Raw genomic sequence first — 20,745 nt, forward strand, 5'->3', positions numbered from 1 at the left:
TGCGATGATGAAAGAATGGCAGACTAAACGGCCTGACTTATTTACCAGGCGGGTGGTTAATCACACGGGACCCGACATTTACCCAACAAGCTGCTGGAAACGAAAAGTAAGGCACCGAGGACAATTGCAATATCAGCCAGGTTGAAGGCCGGCCAATGCCAGTCTCGCCAATAGAAATCAAAGGAATCCACAACATAGCCGCGAAAGACCCGGTCAATCAGGTTGCCCATGGCGCCACCGAGGATAAGACTGTAAGCGATGGCTTCTCCTTTATGACGATTTTCAAGGATCAGCTTGATCAGAAAAATCGGGTATCCGGATTAAGTGGTAGATGGAGCCCCCTTGCTCCTTCGAACCCTTAACTCTCCCAGAAGGTTGATAGATCGACGCCGTAGTTTTTCTCAGGCTCGGGAAGACCCATGCTGTAGGTCATGGTGGCCTTGCCCAGGAAGGGGGATTCCTTGATCTGCGGCACCTTCTTCTTGTGCTTGGTGGTGTAGAGCATCCGGGCCCGCATCACCTCGAATGAGTAGCCCCGGCCATCGCGGTTCTTGTCCTTGGCCAGCCGATTGATCGACTCCGTGAAGGCGTTGGTGATTGGGGTGTCGGTTTCGAAGTAGGCCAGCACCTCCTCGCGCCATCCGCTGACGGCGCTGACGAGATCCTTCCACACCTCTTTCTGCCCCTGTGGAATGTCGTCAATCCAGCGGGCCAGCGCCTTTTCGGCATCACGCCGGGTGGTGCTGTCCCAGATGTGGTAGAACCGCTCCTTGTGCTCGTAGGCCGCCAGGAGCTGAGGGAAGGCCCCTGTCCATGTCTCCATGATAAGCCGCTCGCGATCTGAAACGTCGTGGGCACGCTTCAGCAGGATCTTCCGGTCACCCTTGAGGGTCCGCCGCTGGTTTGGCTTCAGATCCTTCCTGAGTCCCTTACGCACCTTCTCCAGGGCTTCGTTGGCCATCCGCACCACATGGAACTTATCGACCACAATGCGAGCCTGCGGCAGTACCGCCTGGACAGCACGGCGGTAGGGTTTCCACATATCCATGCTGACGATCTCGACCTGGTGGCGCTCGGTCATGCTCATGAGGCGCCTCGTCACCGCGTCCTGCTGGCGACCGGGCAGCAGGTCCAGTAGGGTACGCTCCTCCAGGTTGGTCAGGATGCAGCGGTAGCGGCGGTTCAGGTACAGCTCGTCGATCCCCAGGCAGCGGGGTGTCTCGAAGCGATGCCAGGCTGCCAGGAACTCAGCCTTCTTCTTGAATATCTCGCGGACAGTCTTCTCGTCGAGGCCCGTGGTATCAGCCACGTAGGCGTAGGGGTGATTGAAGGCTTCCTTCTCGACGTGGTTGTAAAGCCTCCGCGTCATGCGGTGATCGTCTACCATTTCCGGAAGAGCTGGCCGGAACGTCCTTCCACACGCCCGGCAGGTGTAGCGGCGACGGACCACCCAGAGGGTGACCCGCTTTCCGTGGATGTGTAGGTCGCGATAGGCCACATCGCGCTTACCGAACCTGACAAACTCACTCTCAACGCCGCATTCCTCGCAAGCTAGAGGCTCAGGAGCTTCAACCTGGTAGTGGAGATCATGCTCTTCCATCTTGGTGCCTAGGACGTGGTACTCGGGAAGGTGAAGGATGTTGTCAGGCAAGCTAGTCATGCAAACTTTCCTTGTCGACATGGTCCATAGATGATCGCGACTCTTTGACCGCGTTGTTTTCAACGAACTGAAGGTGAGTTACTCCCTTGGGTCTTCTGCTTCTCTGAGCCCTTCATGCAATGACGCAATTAGCGGGCAAGTGATATTGCCTTGTTGTGCATGGCATCTGTCGACCATTTCGCTCAGCACCTTCTCAATTCTTTCAAGCCTGTCGATCTTCTCGCGAACGTCCCCTAACTTGTGCTCTGCGAGAGCACTGGCTTCTTGACAGTGGGCGCCATCTTCCAGCCGAAGTAGGTCACTGATCTCATCCAGACTAAAGCCCAGCTGCTGCGCCGTTTTCACGAACGTCAACCTGTCGATATCGGCGGCACTATAGCGTCGAATACCTCCGGGAGGGCGTTCGGGCTCCGATAATAGCCCTCGTCGCTGGTAATAGCGGATTGTCTCGACATTGACGCCGGCCGCCTTGGCCAGGCCGCCAATGGTCATGGTGTCCGCCACTTTATCTGCATGTCTCTTCATGATGCTTGACTCCGTACCAAGCTACGGAAGTAACCTTATCGTAGCTCCCCCCATCCCGAAAGGAGAATCGTCAATGCGGACATCTAAAACGGGGCGAGGGCCCCTGGCCGCCGGAGGAGTCGCAGCCCTCCTGGCCTCGGCGTGTTGCCTCGGCCCGCTGGTGCTGATCACGCTGGGCGTTTCCGGCGCCTGGATCAGCAATCTGGCGGCGTTGGAGCCCTATCGCCCGCTCTTTATCGGCGTCGCGCTGGTGGCGATGTTCTTCGCCTGGCGTCGCGTCTTTCGGCCAGTGGAAAAGTGCCAGCCGGGAGAGGTGTGTGCCGTGCCACGGGTCAGGACGGGCTACAAGGCGATCTTCTGGCTCGTATCGCTGCTGGTGCTAATCGCCCTGGTATTCCCCTACATCTTGCCCCTGTTCTATTAAAAGGAGATCTACCATGAAAGCTCGTTTCGCCTTCATCGCGCTACTCGCCCTGCTCAGCACGCCCGCCTTAGCGGCCCTGCAGACCGTGACGCTGTCGGTGCCGGGCATGACCTGTGCCGCCTGCCCGATCACCGTCAAGGCCGCCCTCAACAAGGTGGACGGCGTCTCGCAAGTCGACGTGAGCTACGCGGATCTCGAGGCCGTGGTCACCTTTGACGACGCCCGAACGTCGGTGGAGGCATTGACCGAGGCCACCATCAACGCTGGGTATCCATCAACCCCGACATCCTCGCAAGCGGATCGAGAGTGATCATGAAGAATCCCAAGCCCCTGCTGCGCGTGAGCGTGATCGGCACCGTCCTGGTGGCATTGTGCTGCTTTACGCCGATCCTGGTGATCCTGCTTGGCACGGTGGGCCTGGCGGGGCTGACGGGCTATCTCGACGTTGTGTTATTGCCGGCCCTGGCCTTCTTCATCGGCCTGACCATTTATGCGATTTGGCGTAAGAAGCAGTTCGACGCCTGTTGTGACAACGGCTCTATCAAATCAAGGAATACGCCCCCTGAGTGACATCAAGCAGCTGCACATCGCGGTCATCGGGTGAGTTGTTTACGAGCTTGCCCGCCACGGTGAAGGAATAAGCGTGAAAGATTCGCAGAAATTTTTAAGCGTCGTGCTTGGCACCGGGTTGATGGTGCTGTGTTGCGCCGCGCCAATCGCCCTGGTGCTATTCGGTACGGCGGGCCTGGCCGCGTTGGCAGGCTATCTCGATTACCTGCTGTTTGCCGCCCTGGCCATCGGCTTACCTCTCTACGCGCGATACCACAAGCGGAAGCAGGATGCCGGCTTTACTAATGAAGACTCGGAGAAACGTGATGATTGAACTCAACGTGAGTGGCATGACCTGTGACCGCTGTGCGGATCATGTCAGGGAAGCCCTGGAGAAGCTGCCCGGCGTGCAGTCGGTGGAGGTATCCTATCCTCAGGGGACGGCATCGGTAGCCGTTGATCCGGAGACACCGGCCTCGGCGTTGACGTTTGCCGTGACCCGACTTGGCTACCAAGCTCGACTGGCCAACAGTGGGCCCACTTCCCCGGCAGGCGCATCGGTGTCCAAGGGCCGTGATGAAGACGCCCCGCACATCGCGGTGATCGGCAGCGGCGGCGCCGCCATGGCGGCGGCCCTGAAAGCCGCCGAGCGCGGCGCCCGGATCACCCTGATCGAACGCGGCACCGTCGGCGGTACTTGTGTCAATACAGGCTGTGTGCCTTCGAAGATCATGATTCGCGCGGCCCATATTGCCCACTTGCGTACGGAAAGTCCCTTCGATGCAGGCCTGAGCGCCCAGGCGCCGGTGGTGGATCGGGCCAAGCTGCTCGAGCAGCAGCAGCGACGTGTCGAGGAACTGCGTGACGCCAAGTACGAGGGGATTCTGCGCGACCACCCGGCCATCACGGTCCTGCACGGCGAGGCCCGGTTTATCGATGCCCATAGCCTGATGGTCAAGCTGAACGAGGGCGGCGAGCAGGTCGTCCACTTCGACCGCGCCTTAATCGGTACTGGCGCCCGACCGGCAGTACCGCCGATCCCGGGTCTTGCCGACACCCCCTACCTGACCTCTACCAGTGCGCTGGCCCTGGACACCCTTCCCGAGCGGCTGATTGTGATCGGCGCCTCGGTGGTGGCCCTGGAACTGGCCCAGGCCTTCGCCCGGCTGGGCAGCCGGGTCACGGTGCTGGCCCGCAGCCGCCTGCTCTCCCAGGAAGACCCGGCGGTAGGGGATGCGGTGGAGGCGGCGTTTCGCCGCGAGAGCATCGAGGTCCTCAAGCAGACCCAGGCGAGCCGCGTGGACTACACCGACAATGAATTCATTGTCGACACCAACGCCGGCACCTTGCGGGCGGATCAACTGCTGGTGGCCACCGGACGGACACCCAATACCGAGGCCCTGAACCTGGCGAGCCTCGGCGTGGAAACCGCACGTGGGGCGATTCTGGTCGATGAGCATCTGCACACCACGGTGCCGGGGCTCTATGCCGCCGGTGACTGCACCGATCAGCCGGAGTTCGTCTATGTCGCCGCCGCCGGGGGCAGCCGGGCTGCCGTCAACATGACCGGGGGCGAAGCCACCCTGGACCTGAGCGCCATGCCGGCGGTGATCTTCACCGACCCCCAGGTGGCCACCGTCGGCCTGACGGAAGCCGAGGCCATCGAGCAAGGCTTCAGCGTCGATACCCGCGAGCTGGACCTGGAAAACGTGCCGCGTGCGCTGGTGAATTTCGACACCGGTGGTTTCATCAAGCTGGTGGCCGAACGCGACTCGGGCCGGTTGCTGGGGGTGCAGGCGGTGGCGGGGGAAGCCGGTGAGCTGATCCAGACGGCGGTGATGGCGCTACGCGCACGCATGACCGTACACGACATCGCCAATGAGCTATTTCCCTACCTGACCATGGTGGAAGGGCTCAAGCTCTGTGCCCAGACTTTCACCAAGGATGTGACGCAGTTGTCCTGCTGTGCCGGGTGAACGATATGAGCGCGACCGTGGTGCCACTGGGCGGCGGCACCACGGGTTTTGGGCATGGACACCACAGGGAGCTCTGTCACGATGAACACGACACTACCCGATTGCGGGATGATGGGGGCGATGGGCTGGATAATGCCAGTGATCGGAATTGCCCTACTATTGCTGCTGGTCCTGGGCATCGCCTGTTTGGTGAAGTATCTGCTCTCTAGCAAGTGAGCGTACTGAGCGAGCCATCAACCAGCTAATCCGTTGTGGGTTGAGTTTGTCGGCCACCTTTCTCTCTCGCATACCAACCAGATAATCCGGATACCCGAAAAATCGAGACCACTACCGCGATTCCGATAAAAAAGTAGCGCTGCCAGCCTCCACCATTCGCAAAAAGACTGAATGCGGCACCGGTGTTCCATAGGTGCACCCAGTTAAAGAACGGGGTCACCGAAACATACTCGCCATAGGCCATTGATTGCTGCACCAGCCACTTTACAGCCTGATCAGACGCTGCCAGCAGGCCCGATATGGACAATAGGGCATACGGCGAGAGCTTTTTGCCAATAATGAGCATTATTTAACCCTTCAACGCCAAAATGCGTCTGGCACCGTTAAGTACAATGCCCCCCGCGATGGTGCCGATAATCAGATCCGGATAATTGGAACCGGTCCACGCGACCAGGGCGCCGGCGGTGATGACCCCCAGGTTGATCACCACGTCGTTGGCCGAGAATATCCAGCTTGCCTTCATGTGCGCCCCGCCTTCCCGATGTTTGGATATGAGCAGCAGACAACTGGTATTGGCAATCAATGCGACGAATGCGATAGCCATCATCACCAGCGATTCAGGCTCACTACCGAATACAAAGCGTCTCACCACCTCTACGAGCACGCCCACAGCCAAGATCAGTTGCAGTACACCAGCAAGATGCGCGGCACGTACCTGCATTTTCACGCTATGTCCAACCGCATAAAGGGCAAGCCCGTACACCGCCGCATCGGCAAAATTGTCCAGGGATTCTCCAATCAGGCCGGTGGACTGGGCGATCAGACCGGCAGTCATTTCCACCACGAACAGAAGTGCATTGATGCCGAGCAACCAGCGCAGGGTCCCGGATTCTTGCTTAGCAGAAGCTGCCGAAAACTCGGCGGCCTTGATGGTCTCCGGATTTGCAGCGACGGTTTCCTGAAGCGAGGCGCCTAGCCCCAAGGTCTTCAGTTTCGAGGTGACGGGCTCGACCTCGCCGTCATGCACGACCTTCAGCCGGCGGTTCGACAAGTCGAAGGACAGCGCCCGAATCTCCTCAAAGCCGTTCAGGGCTAGGCGAATCATTCGTTCTTCTGATGGACAGTCCATCTTCGGCACGGCATAAACACTGACCCATCTCCCTGGCGCCTCGGAGGAGGCCTGTATATCGGTATCCGCTGCGGACGTTGCATCACCGCCACAGGCGCCACCACAGGATTTGCTCATGATACGACTCCACTTGAACAATGTTGTGGTACCATTTAAAACTATAAAGCTACTATAAGGTCAATAGAGTAAAGAATCCGTTGGGGAGGAGGCTGATGCGCATTGGTCAGTTGGCGCAGTTGGTAGGGGTCGAAACACAGACGATCCGCTTCTATGAACAGCAGGGCTTGTTGCCGCCGCCTGATCGGCAGGACAACGGTTACCGTGTCTATACCGAGAAGCATGGTGAGGGGCTGGCCTTCATCCGTCGCTGCAGAATCCTGGGCCTGTCACTGGCTGAGATTCACGAACTACAGAGCTATCAGGACGACCCTCATCAGCCTTGTACCGCCGTCAACGCCTTGCTCGATGATCACATCTCTCATGTGCGGTCGCAGATAACCGCTCTGCAAGCGCTTGAGAAACAACTCGTTTCACTGAGAGCGAGTTGCAACGATGACCGGGAAGTTGAGGCGTGTGGGGTTCTTGCTGGAATTAGCGAAGGAAACATGCACCAGCAGTAGGTGAAGCATCAACCAGATAATCCGATGAGATGCCGGTCTGTCTCACTCTCATGCAAAGGTAAGATCAACCATTTAATCCGCTTACCCGAAATAGGTTCCTTCCACTGTATGGATAGGCGCCTTAGTGTCATTGATGACGATAGAGTGATCCGCAACTCCCATCTTCAACCACTGCCAGAACCGCTTACCGAGATCCGAATTATTGTTAACGTCTTGAGTGCTCGACTTTGGTCGAGAATCGTCATTTTTAGCAGATACAGATGCATCTAGCTCGGATGAGTTGGCTGGTTCAGGCGTACCAGCAATCTGAACCTTCTCTGACTCTTGCATATCTTCGGCACTTATCTCTGGGAAAAGCGCCATGACGTCGTCGTCCAGCGTGTCACTGCTTGGGCTAACCTTAGAGAGCGGTTTAGCCGGTGCTTCAGGCTCATTAGAGGTGGTCGACAGCTCTTCAGGCTGCATCTTCGGCTCAGGCGCTCCCTCCCCTTTGATCGTCAGCTTGCCCCTGAATGACTCCGGCTTACCCTCTACCCCCCAGATCAAGGTCGAGGGCACCTTGATCATGTTGAAAGACTGCTTCCACTCGCCATCTACGATGTCGCACTTCCAGACCGATTTCCCTTCGCTGACCTCTTCGATCAACCCATGCGCCTGAAGCTCGCCGTAAAGCCTGTTCAGATCTCCCGGAATGCTTTTGATGCCCTGTGCGTATAAATGCGTCTTCAGTTCATTGACCGCTTTCGGCGACACCAGCCACAGAGCCTCTTCTGTCAGCCAGCCAGTTCCTCCTTTCTGATTGAGCTTGAACTGCTCCCTGACCAAATACCGCAGCCCCTCGGCCAACTTTCTCTGAATGGACTCCATGGGCGCTGACAGGGCCTGTACCGGGTCACCGCCCAACGCCTTGGCGACGCTCGCACGATCCGCCTGATGGATCAGCTCTGCGATGATCCCTCCTTGCTCGGTATGCCCGGTGATGGTGTACATGAACAGTGAAAAGAGCTTGGGTTGGGTCATCATCCAGTCAAGAACTTTTGCTCCGAGGACTTGCTCGCCTAGCAATGGGTTAACTGCAGTATGCAGGTGATATTCTCGTCCAGATCGATAGCGAACTCGGTAAGGAGCAGGGATCGCGCCATGCCATAGCCGCCACTCGTTTCCATCCTCAAGATGAATCTCGATGTCAACCAGCGTCTTGGCGACGTCGTGCATGAGCGCCCCGTAGATAACGGCTGCACTCCACAACTCACCAGCGGAGCTTTGGTCTTCCGGCTTTGCGCCAGATGGGAGGAGGTGACGCTGCCTCAGTCTCAATCCGTAGCAAGCCATCTCGAGGGCATGATCGAGCATGCCGCCCGGGTAAGCATGGTGATGGGACTCTGACGCTGGAAGGAGCTGCACTAACTCAGCATAACGACGGATCGGTGCGAGCAGATACTCGTCGAATACAAACTGGGTCAACGACGTCATGTCCCAGAGCATCTTTACCATCCGCTGACGACGCGGGGTCTCGAGCAGCGCCCTACCAGAAAGCGGTACCGTGAAACCGTCTGACAGCTTGGCTTTCTGGCCGGATCGCGAGAATAAGGGTCGTAGCATTGATGATTCCTGTCGTGCTGCGCGAGCAATAGATGTGACAGGGAGCAGGTGATGGGGGAAAGCGGAAACGTTAAATGGATTTGAGAATCTTCCACTTCGACGGTCGAGCGATCGTGCCAAATGAATTTGACCTATTTCCAGTATTTGCGCTTAGATCCTAGGCACTCACTGTCGCCTCCCCTCCTCAGGGTCGACCCAGGTTGACGACCGCCGTCGCCGCCGCTGGTCGGCCCTGCCCAGGCCATCGCACGGCTAGCGAAATTCGGTCTGTTGCGGAGTCTGCATCCGATCGTGTCCGCGCGCTTCGCGACGCTTCTACGTCCCCTCGGCGCGGCACTGCTTGGCTTCTTCGGACTGCCCGCGGCAGGCTTCGCCATTTTCCACGGCGCGGGCAACGGTCTGATGACAATTGCCTCGGGCACGCTCCCTCTGGCGCTGTTCGGGTCGCGGGGCTACGGCCGGCGGCAGGGGCTCATCATCGCCCCGACCCGTATCGCCCAGGCGACCTCGCCGCTGACCTTCGGCCTGCTGATCGATCGATTCGGCGCCAAGGCGCTGCTGCTGACTTCGCTGCTGATGCTGCTGGCGCTGGCCGCCCTGCTGGTCATCCGCCCCGCCGAAGCGCGTTCCCGCATGGCGCTGACCGATTGATCCCCACGCTCCGCTCCCGCAGGGGCAGACTGTCGAGTCTTTCAGGGCTTCGTCGGCTCAACCGGGCGCATCGCGCTGCCGAGGCTCGCGAGTGAAATCGCCGATCAGCGTGTGCGGATCGGCCTCCTCGCGCTGCCTGTGGGCGGCCTCGGCCCACCAGCGCAGCTGGGTGGAGCCGCGCTGCAGGTAGGTCCGCCAGCGCCCGGCGCCCTCGTTGTCGCGATACCACCCTTCGTCATCCAGCACTTCCGCCGCGTGCGGGACGTGAATCATCGCCGACACCGGCAGGCAGCCCAGCTCGGAGAGAAAGGTACGCATGCCCACGGCGGCACGGACGCCGCCCCACTGCCCCGCCGAGTAGGTCACGATCAGGCTCGGCTTGTAAGCGTAGAGCGAACTGCCGAAGTGGTTGAGCAGGTGCGCCAGCGCCGGGCCGAGGCTGTGGTTGTACTCGGGGCTCACCATCACGTAGGCGCCGGCCTCGCGGATCCTGTCGGCCAGCGCGTCCAGCGGCTCGGGCGCCCGGCCGGAAGCGTAGGCGAAGTGCGGCTTGAACACGTCGCCGAGGTCGTAATCCAGCGGATCGATCAGCTCGATCTCGTCGTCCGGATACGCCTCCCGGAAGTGCGCAACTAGCGCCGCCGCCACCCGGCTTCCCAGGCGCGGCGGTTTCGGTGGTTGGCTCTGTCTCGTCGAGCCCAGAAATACCAGAATGTTCATGCAGTGCCTCTCGACCGATTGTCGGTTCTCGTACGGCTGCCGGCTCTCGTGGGGCTGCCGAGTTCAGGCCGCCGGCAGGGCCGGCAACCACAACGCCAGCGCCACCAGGGTCGCCAGCAGCACCGGCGGGGTGATCAGCAGGCCGACCTTCATGTACTGCCCCCAGCCGATCCTGTAGCCCTTGCCGGCCAGCACGTGCAACCACAGAAGCGTCGCCAGGCTGCCGATGGGAGTGAATTTCGGCCCCAGATCGTTGCCGATCACGTTGGCATAGACCATCAGTTCCTGGGTGACCGCCGGCACCTGCGCCTGATCGATCGCCAGCGCTCCCACCAGCGTCGACGGCATGTTGTTCATCATCGAGGCGACGATGGCGGAGAGAAACCCGGTGCCGATGGTGGCGACGAAGTCGCCCTGCCCGGCCAGCCACTGCAGCGCCCGGGCGCCGTAGTCGGTCAGGCCCGCGTTGCCCAGCCCGTAGACCACCAGATACATGCCGATGGAGAACAGCACGATCTGCCACGGCGCACCCTTCAGCGCCGCGGTCACCGAAACGGCGGCGCCCCTGCCGCCCTGCCACCAGCGACCGGCGATCGCCATCAGCACGATCGCCGCCGCGCCGGTCACGAAGGCGATGGGAATGCCCAGCGGTGCGGTGACGAAATAGGCGACGAGCAGCACCGCCAGCAGCGGAAACGCGGCGCGGAAGATCAGGAGATCCTTGATCGCCGAGCGCGGCGCGTCGAGCTCCTCGACCGAGTAGCGTCTGGGAATCCGTCGGCCGAAGGCGATCCAGAGCACGGCCAGCGTCGCCGCCAGCGACACCAGGTTGACCGGCACCATGACTGCCGCATAACGGTCGAAGCCGATATCGAAGTAGTTGGCGCTGACGATATTGACCAGGTTGGAGATCACCAGCGGCAGGCTGGTGGTATCGGCGACGAAGCCGGTGGCGATGATGAACGCCAGCGCCGCCGGAGGCGAGAAGTCCAGCCGCAGCAGGATCGCGATCACGATCGGCGTCAGCAGCAGCGCCGCGCCATCGTTGGCGAAGAACGCCGCAATCACCGCGCCCAGCACCACGACCAGCGGAAACAGCAGATGCCCCCGGCCGTTGCCCCAGCGCGCCACGTGCAGCGCCGCCCAGGCGAAGAATCCCGCCTCGTCGAGAATCAGCGAGATGACGATCAGCGCGACGAAGGTGAACGTCGCGTCCCAGACGATATCCCATACCACGCCGACGTCGGATAGCTGCACGACGCCTGCGAGCAGCGCCACCAGAGCGCCGCCCAGCGCGCTCCAGCCAATGCCAAGCCCCTTGGGCTGCCAGATCACCAGGATCAGGGTGACGACGAAAATAGCCAGTGCCAGCATCGAATGACCTTGAGTTCAGTGAGTGCTTTTTAATGAGTACTTTTTAGCGAGTGCTCTTTAGCGAGTACTTTTAGTGAGTGCTTTGATTGACGCGGCGAGAGAGTTCTTCGGCACTCTCGACCCGCTCGGAATAGCGATCGGTGAGATAGGCCGAGCGGCCCCGTGTCAGCCAGGTGAACTTCACGAGCTCCTCGCAGACGTCGACGATTCGCATGTAGAGCGGCGACGGCTTCATGCGTCCGGCTTCGTCGAACTCGTTGAACGCCTTGGGCACGGAGGACTGGTTGGGGATCGTGATCATCCGCATCCAGCGCCCCAGGATCCGCAGCTGATTGACGGCGTTGAAGCTCTGGCTGCCGCCGGAGACTTCCATCACCGCCAGCGTCTTGCCCTGGGTGGGTCGAACGCCGCCCAGCGACAGCGGGATCCAGTCGATCTGGGCCTTCATGATGCCGGTCATGGCACCGTGGCGCTCCGGGCTGACCCACAGCATGCCGTCGCACCACTCGGCGAGCTCACGCAGCTCCTGCACCTTGGGATGTTCCGCCTCGGCATCGTCCGGCAGCGGCAGGCCGGAAGGGTTGAAGGTTCGCACCTCGCAGCCGTACCAGCGCAGCAGCCGGCCGGCTTCCTCGGAGGCCAGCCGCGAGAAGGAGCGCTCGCGCAGCGAACCGTAGAGCACCAGGATCTTCGGTGGATGACGCGGCGCATCGGCGCCGACCAGCGCCTCGACATCGATCGGCTGCAGTTTCGCCGGATCGATATTGGGCAGGTCATCGACATCGACCGAATCGCTCATTTCACTCTTGCTCCCGTCATTCATGCCCCGTCTCCTCGGCGTGCACGACTTCGCCATCTTCCTTGGTGAACGTGGCGACCGGGTTGGCCAGCAGCCCCAGCACGCGCTCCGAAGGCCGACACAGCCGGGCGCCCTTGTCGGTGACCACGATCGGCCGATTGATCAGGATCGGGTGCGCCATCATCGCGTCGATCAACTGGTCATCGCTCAGGGCCGGATCGTCGAGGCCAAGCTCCTCGAACGGCGTCCCCTTGCGGCGCAGCAGCGCTCGCGGGGTGATCGCCATCATCGAGATCAGCTCGACCAGCCGCTCGCGTGAGGGCGGCGTCTTCAGATATTCGACGATGTCCGGCGTCTCGCCGGAGGCCTCGATCATCGCCAGCGTGTTGCGGGACGTACCGCACTCGGGGTTGTGGTAGATCAACGGCTTCATGACGATCTCATGTCTCCTTGTTTTCGGGATGGCATTGCCCCAGCGCGTCCATCAGCGGCTCGCAGACCTCCGGATGCCCCGCACAGCAGTCGCGTACCAGGAACTGGATCGTCTCCTTCATGTGCGAGAGATCGGCGCGATAGATGATCGAACGGCTCTGGCGTTGCGAGACGACCCAGCCGGCCCTCGCCAGTACCGAGAGATGGGCCGACATCGTGTTGTGGGGTACCGAGAGCTGGCGCGCGATCTCGCCGGCGGGCAGTCCATCGGGTTCGTGACGCACGAGCAGCCGAAATGCCTCGAGGCGAGTCTGCTGGGACAAGGCGGCAAAACTGGTGATGACACTATTCGTTTCCATATGTCCAGAATATAAGACATATGGAAATACAGCAACGCCGTCAGGCAGAAATCGAAGGGAGTGGTTCCCAGGAGAGCCACGCACTGCACCGGACTCAGCCGTTGCTTTCGTTCAACTGACCGAAATAGACGGGCCGGCAAATACAGAAGACGGGTGCACCGATTGCCTCGACGGCGGTGACGAAGCGCTCCGCCGTTTTCTCGTCCACCGCGTACATGAGCTCGATGGGCTGGTCAGCCAGTTGGAGCCAATCTGCAACACCTCTACGACGTAGCCCTACTCTGCGGTATTGGCTTCACCATGAGCTTATTCATTGGCAATCTCGCTTTCCCAGACGATGCAATGCTCGTGGATGAATTGAAGATTGGCATTTTGATCGGTTCAACCCCCAACGGCATAGTGGGCTAACTGGTGCTGCCTCGAGCCAGATAATCCAAAAAGGGGCGGCCTCAACGGAGGCCGACATCCTGCTAGGCTGAATGCTCAGAGAACTCGAAAGCGGCCTCTGACAAAGCCAAATACCTTCTTACCGAGCTGACCACCCACTACCTCAATAGAATCTCCTCGTTGGCGGTTATCCCGTTTTCGTCTGCGATCAGCAGGTAGACTGTTATACTCTCCCCTAGTATATATACTACCCTCCTGTATAGTTTCAGTTTCTAAAGAGACAGCCACATGCACACCATCAAAGACAAAGCGAAGCTGTTAACCCGCGTTCGACGCATTCAGGGACAGGCGGCCGCACTTGAAAGGCAGCTTGACCAGGAAGGCGACTGTACTGCAGTGCTGCAACAGATCGCTGCGATTCGCGGGGCGGTGAATGGGTTGATGGCCGCCGTCATGGAGGGGCACCTGACTGATCACGTCGTCAGGGAGCCCGAACTGGCGCAGCGGCAACAAGACTTGGACGCGGTACTACAGGTCATCAAGTCCTACCTCAAGTAGGACATAAAGAAACCCGGCACACAGAAGGCCACAAAAACGAGTAGCGTACTGAAACGCCCCTATGACACGACGACTAATTTCGAGCGCCAAAAAATGGGCGCACGCGATCAAGCGTGATGTACATGCGGTCTGGTTAGCCGCACGCGACCCGCGGACACCGTGGTTCGCCAAGGTGCTTGCGCTGATTGTGGCGGCCTATGCCGTCTCGCCGATCGACTTGATCCCTGACTTCATTCCCGTGCTTGGTTACGTCGATGACATCATCGTCGTGCCACTCGGCATCATGCTGGTCGTGAGGCTCATCCCGCCGGAGGTAATGAACGAGCATCGAGAAACGGCTGCCAATGCGACCGTGCATCCGGCAAGCCGCATGGCTGCGGGCGTGTTTATCGCCATTTGGATCGTCTGCGCCATCCTCCTGGTCAGATTGTTCCTCTGAATATTTCAAAGCATGGCCAGGCGGGCAGATACAACCGGCTTCTACATATCGTGCTGATTACGACACCTAATCAACCTGGAGCAATACAGAATGCACCATCACCAACTCGAAGCCTGGCAACACACTCATGTTTTCGGTCAAGATCGAAAACGATCCGGCGAAACACGTTCTCTCATCATAGTTGGATTGACGCTCACTATGATGGTCTGGGAGATTCTGGCCGGTGTCCTATACGGTTCGATGGCCCTCCTGGCCGATGGCCTGCACATGGGCTCTCATGCGGTCGCTCTGGGTATTGCGGCCTTCGCCTATGTCTATGCTCGCCGAAACGCAGGCAATTCGCAGTTCTCATTTGGCACCGGAAAGGTCAATGCATTAGGCGGGTTCACCGGCGCGGTCCTGCTGGCAGGTTTCGCACTGTACATGGTGATCGAAAGCATCGATCGCTTCATCCACCCCGTCGCAATTTCGTTCAATGGGGCTATTTTCGTCGCCGTGATCGGCTTGATCGTCAATGGGTTATCGGCCTGGATACTGGGCGGAGAAGACCACGACCATGGACACGGACACGGACACGGACACGGACACGGACACGGACACGGACACGGACATCATGACCATAACCATAGAGCTGCCTACTTCCACGTACTTGCCGATGCTTTGACCTCACTGCTGGCGATTGCCGCGCTGTTGGCCGGTAAGTATGCGGGCTGGAACTGGATGGACCCGATCATGGGTATCGTCGGCGCAGCACTTATCACCCGCTGGTCATGGCATCTGTTGAAGGACACCTCCCGCGTGCTGCTCGATCATCAGCGCAGCGACTTGGAGCACGACGTCAAACAATCCATTGAGACTGACGATGCCCTTATCTGCGACCTGCATCTCTGGGCCATTGGTCCGGATATTCACGCCGCCATCGTCTCGATCGTTTCGCATGACCCGGAGTCGCCTGAAGTCTATAAACAACGTATACAGACTCGATGTCCGTCGTTGGTGCACGTTACCGTCGAGACGCAGCGCTGTGTCACTGATCCGGAGAAACCGATGCTGGGGCAAGGTTAGCCAGCTAAGCGCGACAGAGACATGGTAATCGGTCTTGGTACGGGCGAGAATTAGTTTTGCATGCAACTCGGTCTCGCCCCGTCTTCCCTCAATTATGGAGGCATTATTTTCAGTGCCTCAAGCCGCCACAGTCTTTCATAGGGACACTCAGTAGTCTGGGCAAAATATAAACAATGAAATCGAATAAGATGGGGATTCTGACCTTCTGTAATATCTACGGACCAAGCATTCCGAACACCTAAAATTACGGAGCGATAGTTCCTGTCAAATACAAGTCTGTCTGACCTGCCAAAACGTGGCTACAAAAACAGTGGCCTCATTAAAAATAATATCTATTTAATATAGAGTCATCCTAGATAGCCTAGTACAGGAAACGCTGCCAGGAGCCAGTAGGACAATGCGGTCAGCTGACCGGTAACCATTAGCACGCCCATACCTACCATTATGAGACCAGCTACGATATGCATGGGTCGCCCCCAGCGGCGCAAGAGTTTCTGATGCTGAAGGAATCGGTCGAGCGAGATGGCCGTGAGAAGAAATGGAATGCCAAGGCCCAGCGAATAGACCGCAAGTAATGCCAGGCCACTAGAGACATTGGCTGTCGAGGCACTAACAGTCAGAATGGCGCCCAGGATCGGGCCGATACAGGGCGTCCAACCAAAAGCGAACGCGACGCCTAACAAATAAGCCACGCTGGGCCCGTCACCTTCATCCTTGAACTTTCCTATGAAACGCCACTCCCGTTGCAGCCACGGCATCGTGAATATGCCTGTCATGAAAATCCCAAACAGAATAACGATGACGCCACCTATCAGGTTCGCTTCCTGACGGTAGATCAGCAGGAAACGGCCGATGGCTGTGGCGCTTGCTCCAAGAATCAGAAATATCGTGGAGAACCCGAGCACGAACCAGAGTGATTGGGTGATCACCCTGAGTCGTTCGCGACGGCTCGCCTGCTGAATCTGACCCAGCGAGCGACCAGCTACAAAGGAGAGATAGCCGGGCACCAGAGGTAGAACACAGGGAGAGACGAAAGAGATGAGGCCCGCTAGAAACGCCGTTAGCAGGCCGATGTTGGCGATTTCGAGCATGTTTCAGGTGCGCGCTAAAACGTTCTCTCGGTGGTAGAGGGGGGTATGTCAGCGTGGGCCTGCTGTGTCATCGTCTCACTTTGGCTGGCAGACTCGTCTTTCTTGCCCTTCTTGCAGTGCATCAAACACATCGCTCCACACATGAGCAGACATGGCAAGAGTGCCACCAGTATCGGTGCAATGCCGAGTATGACCAGTTGATCCCAGCCCATGGCGAGGCTACCTGTAACAATTACGGCACCCAAGATCCATAAGCGGCGCGGGCCTGACATCAGGCTTTTGAATCCGGACGGTTCTTGACCTCGATTAGATTTGTTGTCACCACAGCAGCTCATAGAGATACCTCTGTCGAATGTCCAATGGTTTCTTCAAGAAACGCGGTCATTTCCGGGGTGTCCCATTCTGTCGCACCCACGAGGCGCCCGATCTCGTCTCCACGGGAATCGATCAGTAACGTCGTTGGAACTCCCAGAGCACCAAGCTTGGTTCCGGCCATGCCAGTGGTATCAATATACTGGCGGAGGTGTTCTATACCCACATCCGTATAAAAATCCTGCACGGCCTCGACTCCCCTGCGATCGATCGATAGCGCGACGACCTCGAACGCTTTCCCGCCCAGCGAGGCCTGTAGCGCATCCAGGGCGGGCATTTCCTCACGGCAGGGACCGCACCATGTCGCCCAGATATTCAGCAGTACCATCTGGCCCTGGAAATCGGCAAGAGTCAGTGGCTCTCCCTTACCATCCTCGAAAGCTAGCTCCGGCAGATCGCGGGGGCTTTCCCAGAGCATGACCCCCTGCGGACCGATGCCTTCCGGCGGACTGGCAGGAGCGACTGAAGCCAAGACCATCAGGCATGCAAACGCCACGCCCCGTTTGATAGTGACCAGTGTCATAATTGTCCAATACTGGCATTAGTAAGTAGCGTAAACTTCAGGCGAATCGGTTGGCTGAAGGGTTAAGGTATAGACTTCGATAGGGTCTTGCTTTTCTCTGCCCATACCTGGCGATCCTAGTGGCATACCGGGTACGCTCAAACCTTTTATAGAGGGCTTGTCTTCCAACACCTGCTTGATGCTTTCGGCATCAACATGGCCTTCGAAGATATAGTCACCGATCAGCGTAGAGTGACACCCATAAAGCTTTTTAGGAACGTCATGTTCTGCCTTGATTTTCGCTAAGTCATTAGTATCGATGACCTCTACATCAAACCCATTGGCTTCCAAATATTTAGCATGTTCAGAGCAACACCCGCAATTAGGGTTCTTATAAAGCGTTGCTGTAGTTTCGGCAGCAAAACCTGAAATAGGGAAAGCAAGCAATGCAGTGAAAATTAGTTTCTTGAAGTATTTCATCGTTCCCTCTCTGGTGCCATATAGCTACTCAGCTAGACTTCGGTATCAATTAGCCAAGCTCGCAAAATTAGTGTGTGATTTTCACCAACTGTTTATCAAGCGCCTTCAACCTGCTTTTTTTGCATCATTTCCATCATGGCATTGCATTTTTCCATCATGGAACTCATCTGAGCGCCCATATTTTCATGCATGCCGCCGCCTTCATCCATCATGCTTCCTGGCATGTCATTGGCCTGCAACTTTCCGTTTCGCGCATTTTCTTGCGCGAAGAGAGAACCGGCACCAAAGGTACCCACAGTGATAATGGTAGCGGTGAGCATTATATTGCTGAACTTTCGCATGGTATTTTCCTCATGTCGGATCAGAAACTGAATTTACCTATTTGCTATCGCTTGGCACTGCACCGTACCTAGAGCTGTTAGAGCCTAGCTCCGCGCGATACTCGTTTACATCGCCAATAAAAGCATCTTAGGATCTGGACCTTACCCATAGGTCAAGAAACGAATAATCCGTCCAGCACCCATGCTCAGCAGCATATGCATGACCATATCCTTCAAGGTAACTTTAAGGTCAAGCGTTTTCTTTTCTACATCCTGTGCAATTTCTTCTTGGCTTTGGGTCCGCCTACGAGATCCACGGACTGCCTGTCTGCTCCAACCTGTTATCATTTAGCTCTATCTACATGCTGGGGCAGCCAGCTAGTAACCGGCACTAGCCAGTATCGATCGATAGAGCCCTGTTCCGAGGCAACGGCCTGAATGCTGAACTCCGCAAACAATGGAATGACATGGGACTTTATAACCGCTATGTATTGCCGCATCTCATGCATCTAGCAATGCGTACGCATTTGCTCGAAGCATACCGCCAGCGCTTGGCATCACAGGCTCAGGGAGTCATGCTAGAACTTGGCTTTGGGTCAGGGCTCAACTTGCCTTTCTACGATGTTGAAAAGGTCCGGCAGTTCTATGCACTAGAGCCCGAGGAAGGCATGCTCGAATTGGCTCGGGCACCTATTGCCAAAGCGGCGTTTCCGGTAGAAGTGCTGCAGGCCGGGGCCGAGCGGATTCCGCTCCCGGATCAGAGCATCGATACCGTACTCTGTACTTGGACACTCTGCACTATTCCTAATATCGAGCAGGCGCTCCTCGAAGCGCGCCGGGTCCTCAAGCCTGGAGGACAGTTTCTGTTCACGGAACACGGCCTTTCACCGGAATCTCGGGTGGCTCGCTGGCAGCACCGCATGACACCGCTTTGGACGCGCTGTGCTGGAGGCTGTCACCTGAACCGCGAAGCAGACATCTTGTTGCAGATAGCGGGGTTCGAGGTCGTCAGCGTAGTCAAAGGTTACCTCGGTCCACTAAAGCTCATGACATTTATGTCCGAGGGGCGAGCCAAGTTACCTGAGTCAACAGTGGCAGGAGCCGAGTCGAAGAATGCCTCCAGCTCTATTTGAGCTGGAAGGTAACAGAGCCCTTCGTCAGAACAACCCTGAAACGTCACTGAAATGGCCACCGAGCCAATATCCTCGCTTTCCGAAACGATGGGAGCGCTGAGCACGACCTGGTCATAAAAGACGTATAGCTTGCCCAACTGGGGATGAATGACAAGCTCGCCCGGGGGTATCTCCAGCTCTCCGAAGCTGGCTGACGGGTCAAGGCTTTCCAGTGCAAACTGGTGTCGATGCAGATAATAGCCGGGGGCATTCTTGAACCTAACGAATATCCTACTATCGCTTCGCCATGCGCTAGCCTGAAAGGCTTGATTGACCGGCAAGAACTTGCCTAGGACGGGATCATTGAAGAGCCCGTGTTTACCGTTATCCGCGAACAATTCCTCGCTGGCCGCTGATTGTCCCACGATGAGGAACAGAAGCATGAGAAGAAGAGAGGCGGCTCTCATGAGGCGGCCATAGTTTTTGCAATATCCACCGACTGGCGTCTCGCCCAGACGATCAACGCAAGGCCCCCCAAGACCATCGGCAAGCTCAACAATTGGCCCATGGTTAGCCAATCGAAGGCAATGAAACCCAACTGAGGGTCGGGCCGGCGCATGAACTCCACGGCAAAGCGAAAAACACCGTAAAGCAGCAGGAATAGGCCGGATGTCATGCCTCGCTGACGGGGACGGCTCGAGAACCACCACAGCACAACGAACATCACGATGCCTTCCAAGGCGAACTCATACAACGAAGAAGGGTGACGTGGCTCCGGCCCCAGCCCCATCATGGGCGGCCACACCATTGCCCAAGGGACCTCGCTGATGCGCCCCGGCAATTCATGATTGATGAAATTACCAAGCCGCCCGGCACCCAGACCAATCGGCACCAGTGGTGCGATGAAATCGGTCAACTGGAAAAAGGCCAGGCGATGCTTGCGGGCAAACAACCAAGCCGCAACCAGCACGCCGGTCAAACCGCCATGGAAGCTCATACCTCCTTCCCAAACCTTGAAGAGCCATAAGGGATCGGCCAGTAATTTATCGAACCCGTAGAACAGCACATAACCAATGCGACCACCCAATATGATGCCCAAGGCCCCATAGAAGATCAGATCGCCGATGTCGTCACGGCTCATGCCCAGTTGATGGGCGCGGCGACGCCCCAACCACCAGGCAGCGGCGAGACCGACCACGTACATAAGGCCATACCAATGGATCTGCAAAGGGCCTATGGCGATGGCAATGGGATCGATTTGAGGGTACTGAAGCATGGTTTTTCCTTATATTCCGACGGTCAATTCGGTTGCCGGATTTAACGCTCAACAAGCCTTGTTTACTCAACAAGATGTGTTAATGCCTAGCCGGGATCGTCGACGTC

General features: G+C 57.9%; 25 protein-coding genes and 4 pseudogenes. 13 read left to right on the forward strand and 16 right to left on the reverse strand.

Features of this window, described 5'->3' with window-relative positions; translation table 11 throughout:
* Nucleotides 1-77: 77 nt before the first annotated feature.
* The 3 genes and pseudogenes from lspA to merR form a co-directional block, all read right to left on the reverse strand.
* Nucleotides 78-308 (reverse strand): annotated as a pseudogene (gene lspA / locus BC443_RS18225) (signal peptidase II); the annotation flags it as partial.
* Nucleotides 309-358: 50 nt separating this feature from the next.
* Nucleotides 359-1,660, reverse strand: coding sequence for an ISL3 family transposase (locus BC443_RS11155; RefSeq protein WP_071231927.1), 1,302 nt, complete (start codon nucleotides 1,658-1,660; stop codon nucleotides 359-361).
* A 78-nt stretch (nucleotides 1,661-1,738) separates the two neighbouring features.
* Nucleotides 1,739-2,185 (reverse strand): Hg(II)-responsive transcriptional regulator, encoded by a 447-nt coding sequence (gene merR / locus BC443_RS11160; protein WP_006911920.1) that lies wholly within the window; start codon nucleotides 2,183-2,185, stop codon nucleotides 1,739-1,741.
* A 73-nt stretch (nucleotides 2,186-2,258) separates the two neighbouring features.
* On the opposite strand from merR, the gene merT reads away from it, so the two are divergent.
* From merT to BC443_RS19230, 6 genes are all read left to right on the forward strand, one after another.
* The gene (gene merT, locus BC443_RS11165) at nucleotides 2,259-2,609 is read left to right on the forward strand and encodes a mercuric ion transporter MerT (protein WP_027965778.1); all 351 of its coding nucleotides are present in this window, start codon (nucleotides 2,259-2,261) and stop codon (nucleotides 2,607-2,609) included.
* A 13-nt stretch (nucleotides 2,610-2,622) separates the two neighbouring features.
* Entirely contained in the window at nucleotides 2,623-2,919 is a 297-nt protein-coding gene (gene merP / locus BC443_RS11170) for a mercury resistance system periplasmic binding protein MerP (RefSeq protein WP_022519794.1), read from the forward strand.
* A 2-nt stretch (nucleotides 2,920-2,921) separates the two neighbouring features.
* On the forward strand, nucleotides 2,922-3,179 hold the full coding sequence (gene merF, locus BC443_RS11175; protein ID WP_033988342.1) for a mercury resistance system transport protein MerF: 258 nt from the start codon (nucleotides 2,922-2,924) through the stop codon (nucleotides 3,177-3,179).
* A 73-nt stretch (nucleotides 3,180-3,252) separates the two neighbouring features.
* Nucleotides 3,253-3,492, forward strand: a complete 240-nt coding sequence (merF, locus tag BC443_RS11180; protein WP_027965777.1) for a mercury resistance system transport protein MerF — start codon at nucleotides 3,253-3,255, stop codon at nucleotides 3,490-3,492.
* Nucleotides 3,485-5,134, forward strand: coding sequence for a mercury(II) reductase (merA, locus tag BC443_RS11185; protein WP_082051506.1), 1,650 nt, complete (start codon nucleotides 3,485-3,487; stop codon nucleotides 5,132-5,134). The genes merF (BC443_RS11180) and merA overlap by 8 nt, the downstream gene beginning before the upstream one ends.
* A gap of 81 nt (nucleotides 5,135-5,215) precedes the next feature.
* Nucleotides 5,216-5,350 (forward strand): hypothetical protein, encoded by a 135-nt coding sequence (locus tag BC443_RS19230; protein WP_008957399.1) that lies wholly within the window; start codon nucleotides 5,216-5,218, stop codon nucleotides 5,348-5,350.
* Between the two features lie 97 nt (nucleotides 5,351-5,447).
* Here the strand turns inward: BC443_RS19230 and BC443_RS18230 are convergent.
* Nucleotides 5,448-5,696: pseudogene (locus tag BC443_RS18230) on the reverse strand (signal peptidase II); the annotation flags it as partial.
* A 3-nt stretch (nucleotides 5,697-5,699) separates the two neighbouring features.
* Nucleotides 5,700-6,596, reverse strand: coding sequence for a cation transporter (locus BC443_RS11190; RefSeq protein WP_004574643.1), 897 nt, complete (start codon nucleotides 6,594-6,596; stop codon nucleotides 5,700-5,702).
* Between the two features lie 95 nt (nucleotides 6,597-6,691).
* Between BC443_RS11190 and cadR the strand changes: the two genes are divergently transcribed.
* Nucleotides 6,692-7,099, forward strand: coding sequence for a Cd(II)/Pb(II)-responsive transcriptional regulator (gene cadR, locus BC443_RS11195; protein ID WP_004364961.1), 408 nt, complete (start codon nucleotides 6,692-6,694; stop codon nucleotides 7,097-7,099).
* A gap of 81 nt (nucleotides 7,100-7,180) precedes the next feature.
* On the opposite strand, the gene mobH is transcribed toward cadR, so the two are convergent.
* Entirely contained in the window at nucleotides 7,181-8,701 is a 1,521-nt protein-coding gene (gene mobH / locus BC443_RS11200; RefSeq protein WP_071231928.1) for a MobH family relaxase, read from the reverse strand.
* Nucleotides 8,702-8,992: 291 nt separating this feature from the next.
* Here mobH and BC443_RS11205 point away from each other — a divergent pair, with 291 nt between their 5' ends.
* Nucleotides 8,993-9,352 carry a hypothetical protein gene (locus tag BC443_RS11205; RefSeq protein WP_247643264.1) on the forward strand — a complete coding sequence of 120 codons (360 nt, stop codon included), beginning with the start codon at nucleotides 8,993-8,995 and terminating at the stop codon, nucleotides 9,350-9,352.
* Between the two features lie 57 nt (nucleotides 9,353-9,409).
* Here the strand turns inward: BC443_RS11205 and BC443_RS11210 are convergent, their stop codons facing one another.
* The 5 genes from BC443_RS11210 to BC443_RS11230 form a co-directional block, all read right to left on the reverse strand.
* On the reverse strand, nucleotides 9,410-10,072 hold the full coding sequence (locus BC443_RS11210) for an NAD(P)H-dependent oxidoreductase (protein WP_071231930.1): 663 nt from the start codon (nucleotides 10,070-10,072) through the stop codon (nucleotides 9,410-9,412).
* Between the two features lie 63 nt (nucleotides 10,073-10,135).
* Nucleotides 10,136-11,446 (reverse strand): arsenic transporter, encoded by a 1,311-nt coding sequence (locus tag BC443_RS11215; protein WP_071231931.1) that lies wholly within the window; start codon nucleotides 11,444-11,446, stop codon nucleotides 10,136-10,138.
* A gap of 70 nt (nucleotides 11,447-11,516) precedes the next feature.
* Nucleotides 11,517-12,269 (reverse strand): arsenical resistance protein ArsH, encoded by a 753-nt coding sequence (arsH, locus tag BC443_RS11220; RefSeq protein WP_247643265.1) that lies wholly within the window; start codon nucleotides 12,267-12,269, stop codon nucleotides 11,517-11,519.
* On the reverse strand, nucleotides 12,262-12,678 hold the full coding sequence (arsC, locus tag BC443_RS11225; RefSeq protein WP_071231932.1) for an arsenate reductase (glutaredoxin): 417 nt from the start codon (nucleotides 12,676-12,678) through the stop codon (nucleotides 12,262-12,264). The genes arsH and arsC overlap by 8 nt, the downstream gene beginning before the upstream one ends.
* Nucleotides 12,679-12,685: 7 nt before the next feature.
* Nucleotides 12,686-13,036, reverse strand: coding sequence for a helix-turn-helix transcriptional regulator (locus BC443_RS11230; protein ID WP_071231933.1), 351 nt, complete (start codon nucleotides 13,034-13,036; stop codon nucleotides 12,686-12,688).
* Between the two features lie 237 nt (nucleotides 13,037-13,273).
* Here BC443_RS11230 and BC443_RS18235 point away from each other — a divergent pair.
* The 4 genes and pseudogenes from BC443_RS18235 to dmeF form a co-directional block, all read left to right on the forward strand.
* A pseudogene (locus tag BC443_RS18235) lies at nucleotides 13,274-13,444 on the forward strand (Na+/H+ antiporter NhaA); the annotation flags it as partial.
* A gap of 267 nt (nucleotides 13,445-13,711) precedes the next feature.
* Nucleotides 13,712-13,981: a metal/formaldehyde-sensitive transcriptional repressor gene (locus tag BC443_RS11235; protein WP_071231934.1), complete on the forward strand. Its 270-nt coding sequence runs from the start codon at nucleotides 13,712-13,714 to the stop codon at nucleotides 13,979-13,981.
* A gap of 70 nt (nucleotides 13,982-14,051) precedes the next feature.
* A pseudogene (locus tag BC443_RS11240) lies at nucleotides 14,052-14,360 on the forward strand (YkvA family protein); the annotation flags it as partial.
* A gap of 150 nt (nucleotides 14,361-14,510) precedes the next feature.
* On the forward strand, nucleotides 14,511-15,485 hold the full coding sequence (gene dmeF / locus BC443_RS11245) for a CDF family Co(II)/Ni(II) efflux transporter DmeF (RefSeq protein WP_071231936.1): 975 nt from the start codon (nucleotides 14,511-14,513) through the stop codon (nucleotides 15,483-15,485).
* Between the two features lie 347 nt (nucleotides 15,486-15,832).
* Here dmeF and BC443_RS11250 read toward each other — a convergent pair whose 3' ends face one another.
* From BC443_RS11250 to BC443_RS11270, 4 genes are all read right to left on the reverse strand, one after another.
* Nucleotides 15,833-16,576: a cytochrome c biogenesis protein CcdA gene (locus BC443_RS11250; RefSeq protein ID WP_071231937.1), complete on the reverse strand. Its 744-nt coding sequence runs from the start codon at nucleotides 16,574-16,576 to the stop codon at nucleotides 15,833-15,835.
* 331 nt (nucleotides 16,577-16,907) lie between these two features.
* Entirely contained in the window at nucleotides 16,908-17,471 is a 564-nt protein-coding gene (locus BC443_RS11260) for a TlpA disulfide reductase family protein (RefSeq protein ID WP_071231939.1), read from the reverse strand.
* 18 nt (nucleotides 17,472-17,489) lie between these two features.
* The gene (locus tag BC443_RS11265; protein ID WP_071231940.1) at nucleotides 17,490-17,930 is read right to left on the reverse strand and encodes a DUF411 domain-containing protein; all 441 of its coding nucleotides are present in this window, start codon (nucleotides 17,928-17,930) and stop codon (nucleotides 17,490-17,492) included.
* A 95-nt stretch (nucleotides 17,931-18,025) separates the two neighbouring features.
* Nucleotides 18,026-18,271: a hypothetical protein gene (locus BC443_RS11270; RefSeq protein ID WP_071231941.1), complete on the reverse strand. Its 246-nt coding sequence runs from the start codon at nucleotides 18,269-18,271 to the stop codon at nucleotides 18,026-18,028.
* A 446-nt stretch (nucleotides 18,272-18,717) separates the two neighbouring features.
* Between BC443_RS11270 and BC443_RS18240 the strand changes: the two genes are divergently transcribed.
* Nucleotides 18,718-19,383, forward strand: a complete 666-nt coding sequence (locus tag BC443_RS18240) for a class I SAM-dependent methyltransferase (RefSeq protein ID WP_083387347.1) — start codon at nucleotides 18,718-18,720, stop codon at nucleotides 19,381-19,383.
* A 442-nt stretch (nucleotides 19,384-19,825) separates the two neighbouring features.
* Here the strand turns inward: BC443_RS18240 and lgt are convergent, their stop codons facing one another.
* Nucleotides 19,826-20,638 carry a prolipoprotein diacylglyceryl transferase gene (lgt, locus tag BC443_RS11285; protein ID WP_071231944.1) on the reverse strand — a complete coding sequence of 271 codons (813 nt, stop codon included), beginning with the start codon at nucleotides 20,636-20,638 and terminating at the stop codon, nucleotides 19,826-19,828.
* Between the last annotated feature and the right edge of the window lie 107 nt (nucleotides 20,639-20,745).

It is taken from the genome of Salinicola sp. MIT1003 (genome assembly GCF_001858555.1).
Taxonomy (GTDB): domain Bacteria; phylum Pseudomonadota; class Gammaproteobacteria; order Pseudomonadales; family Halomonadaceae; genus Salinicola; species Salinicola salarius.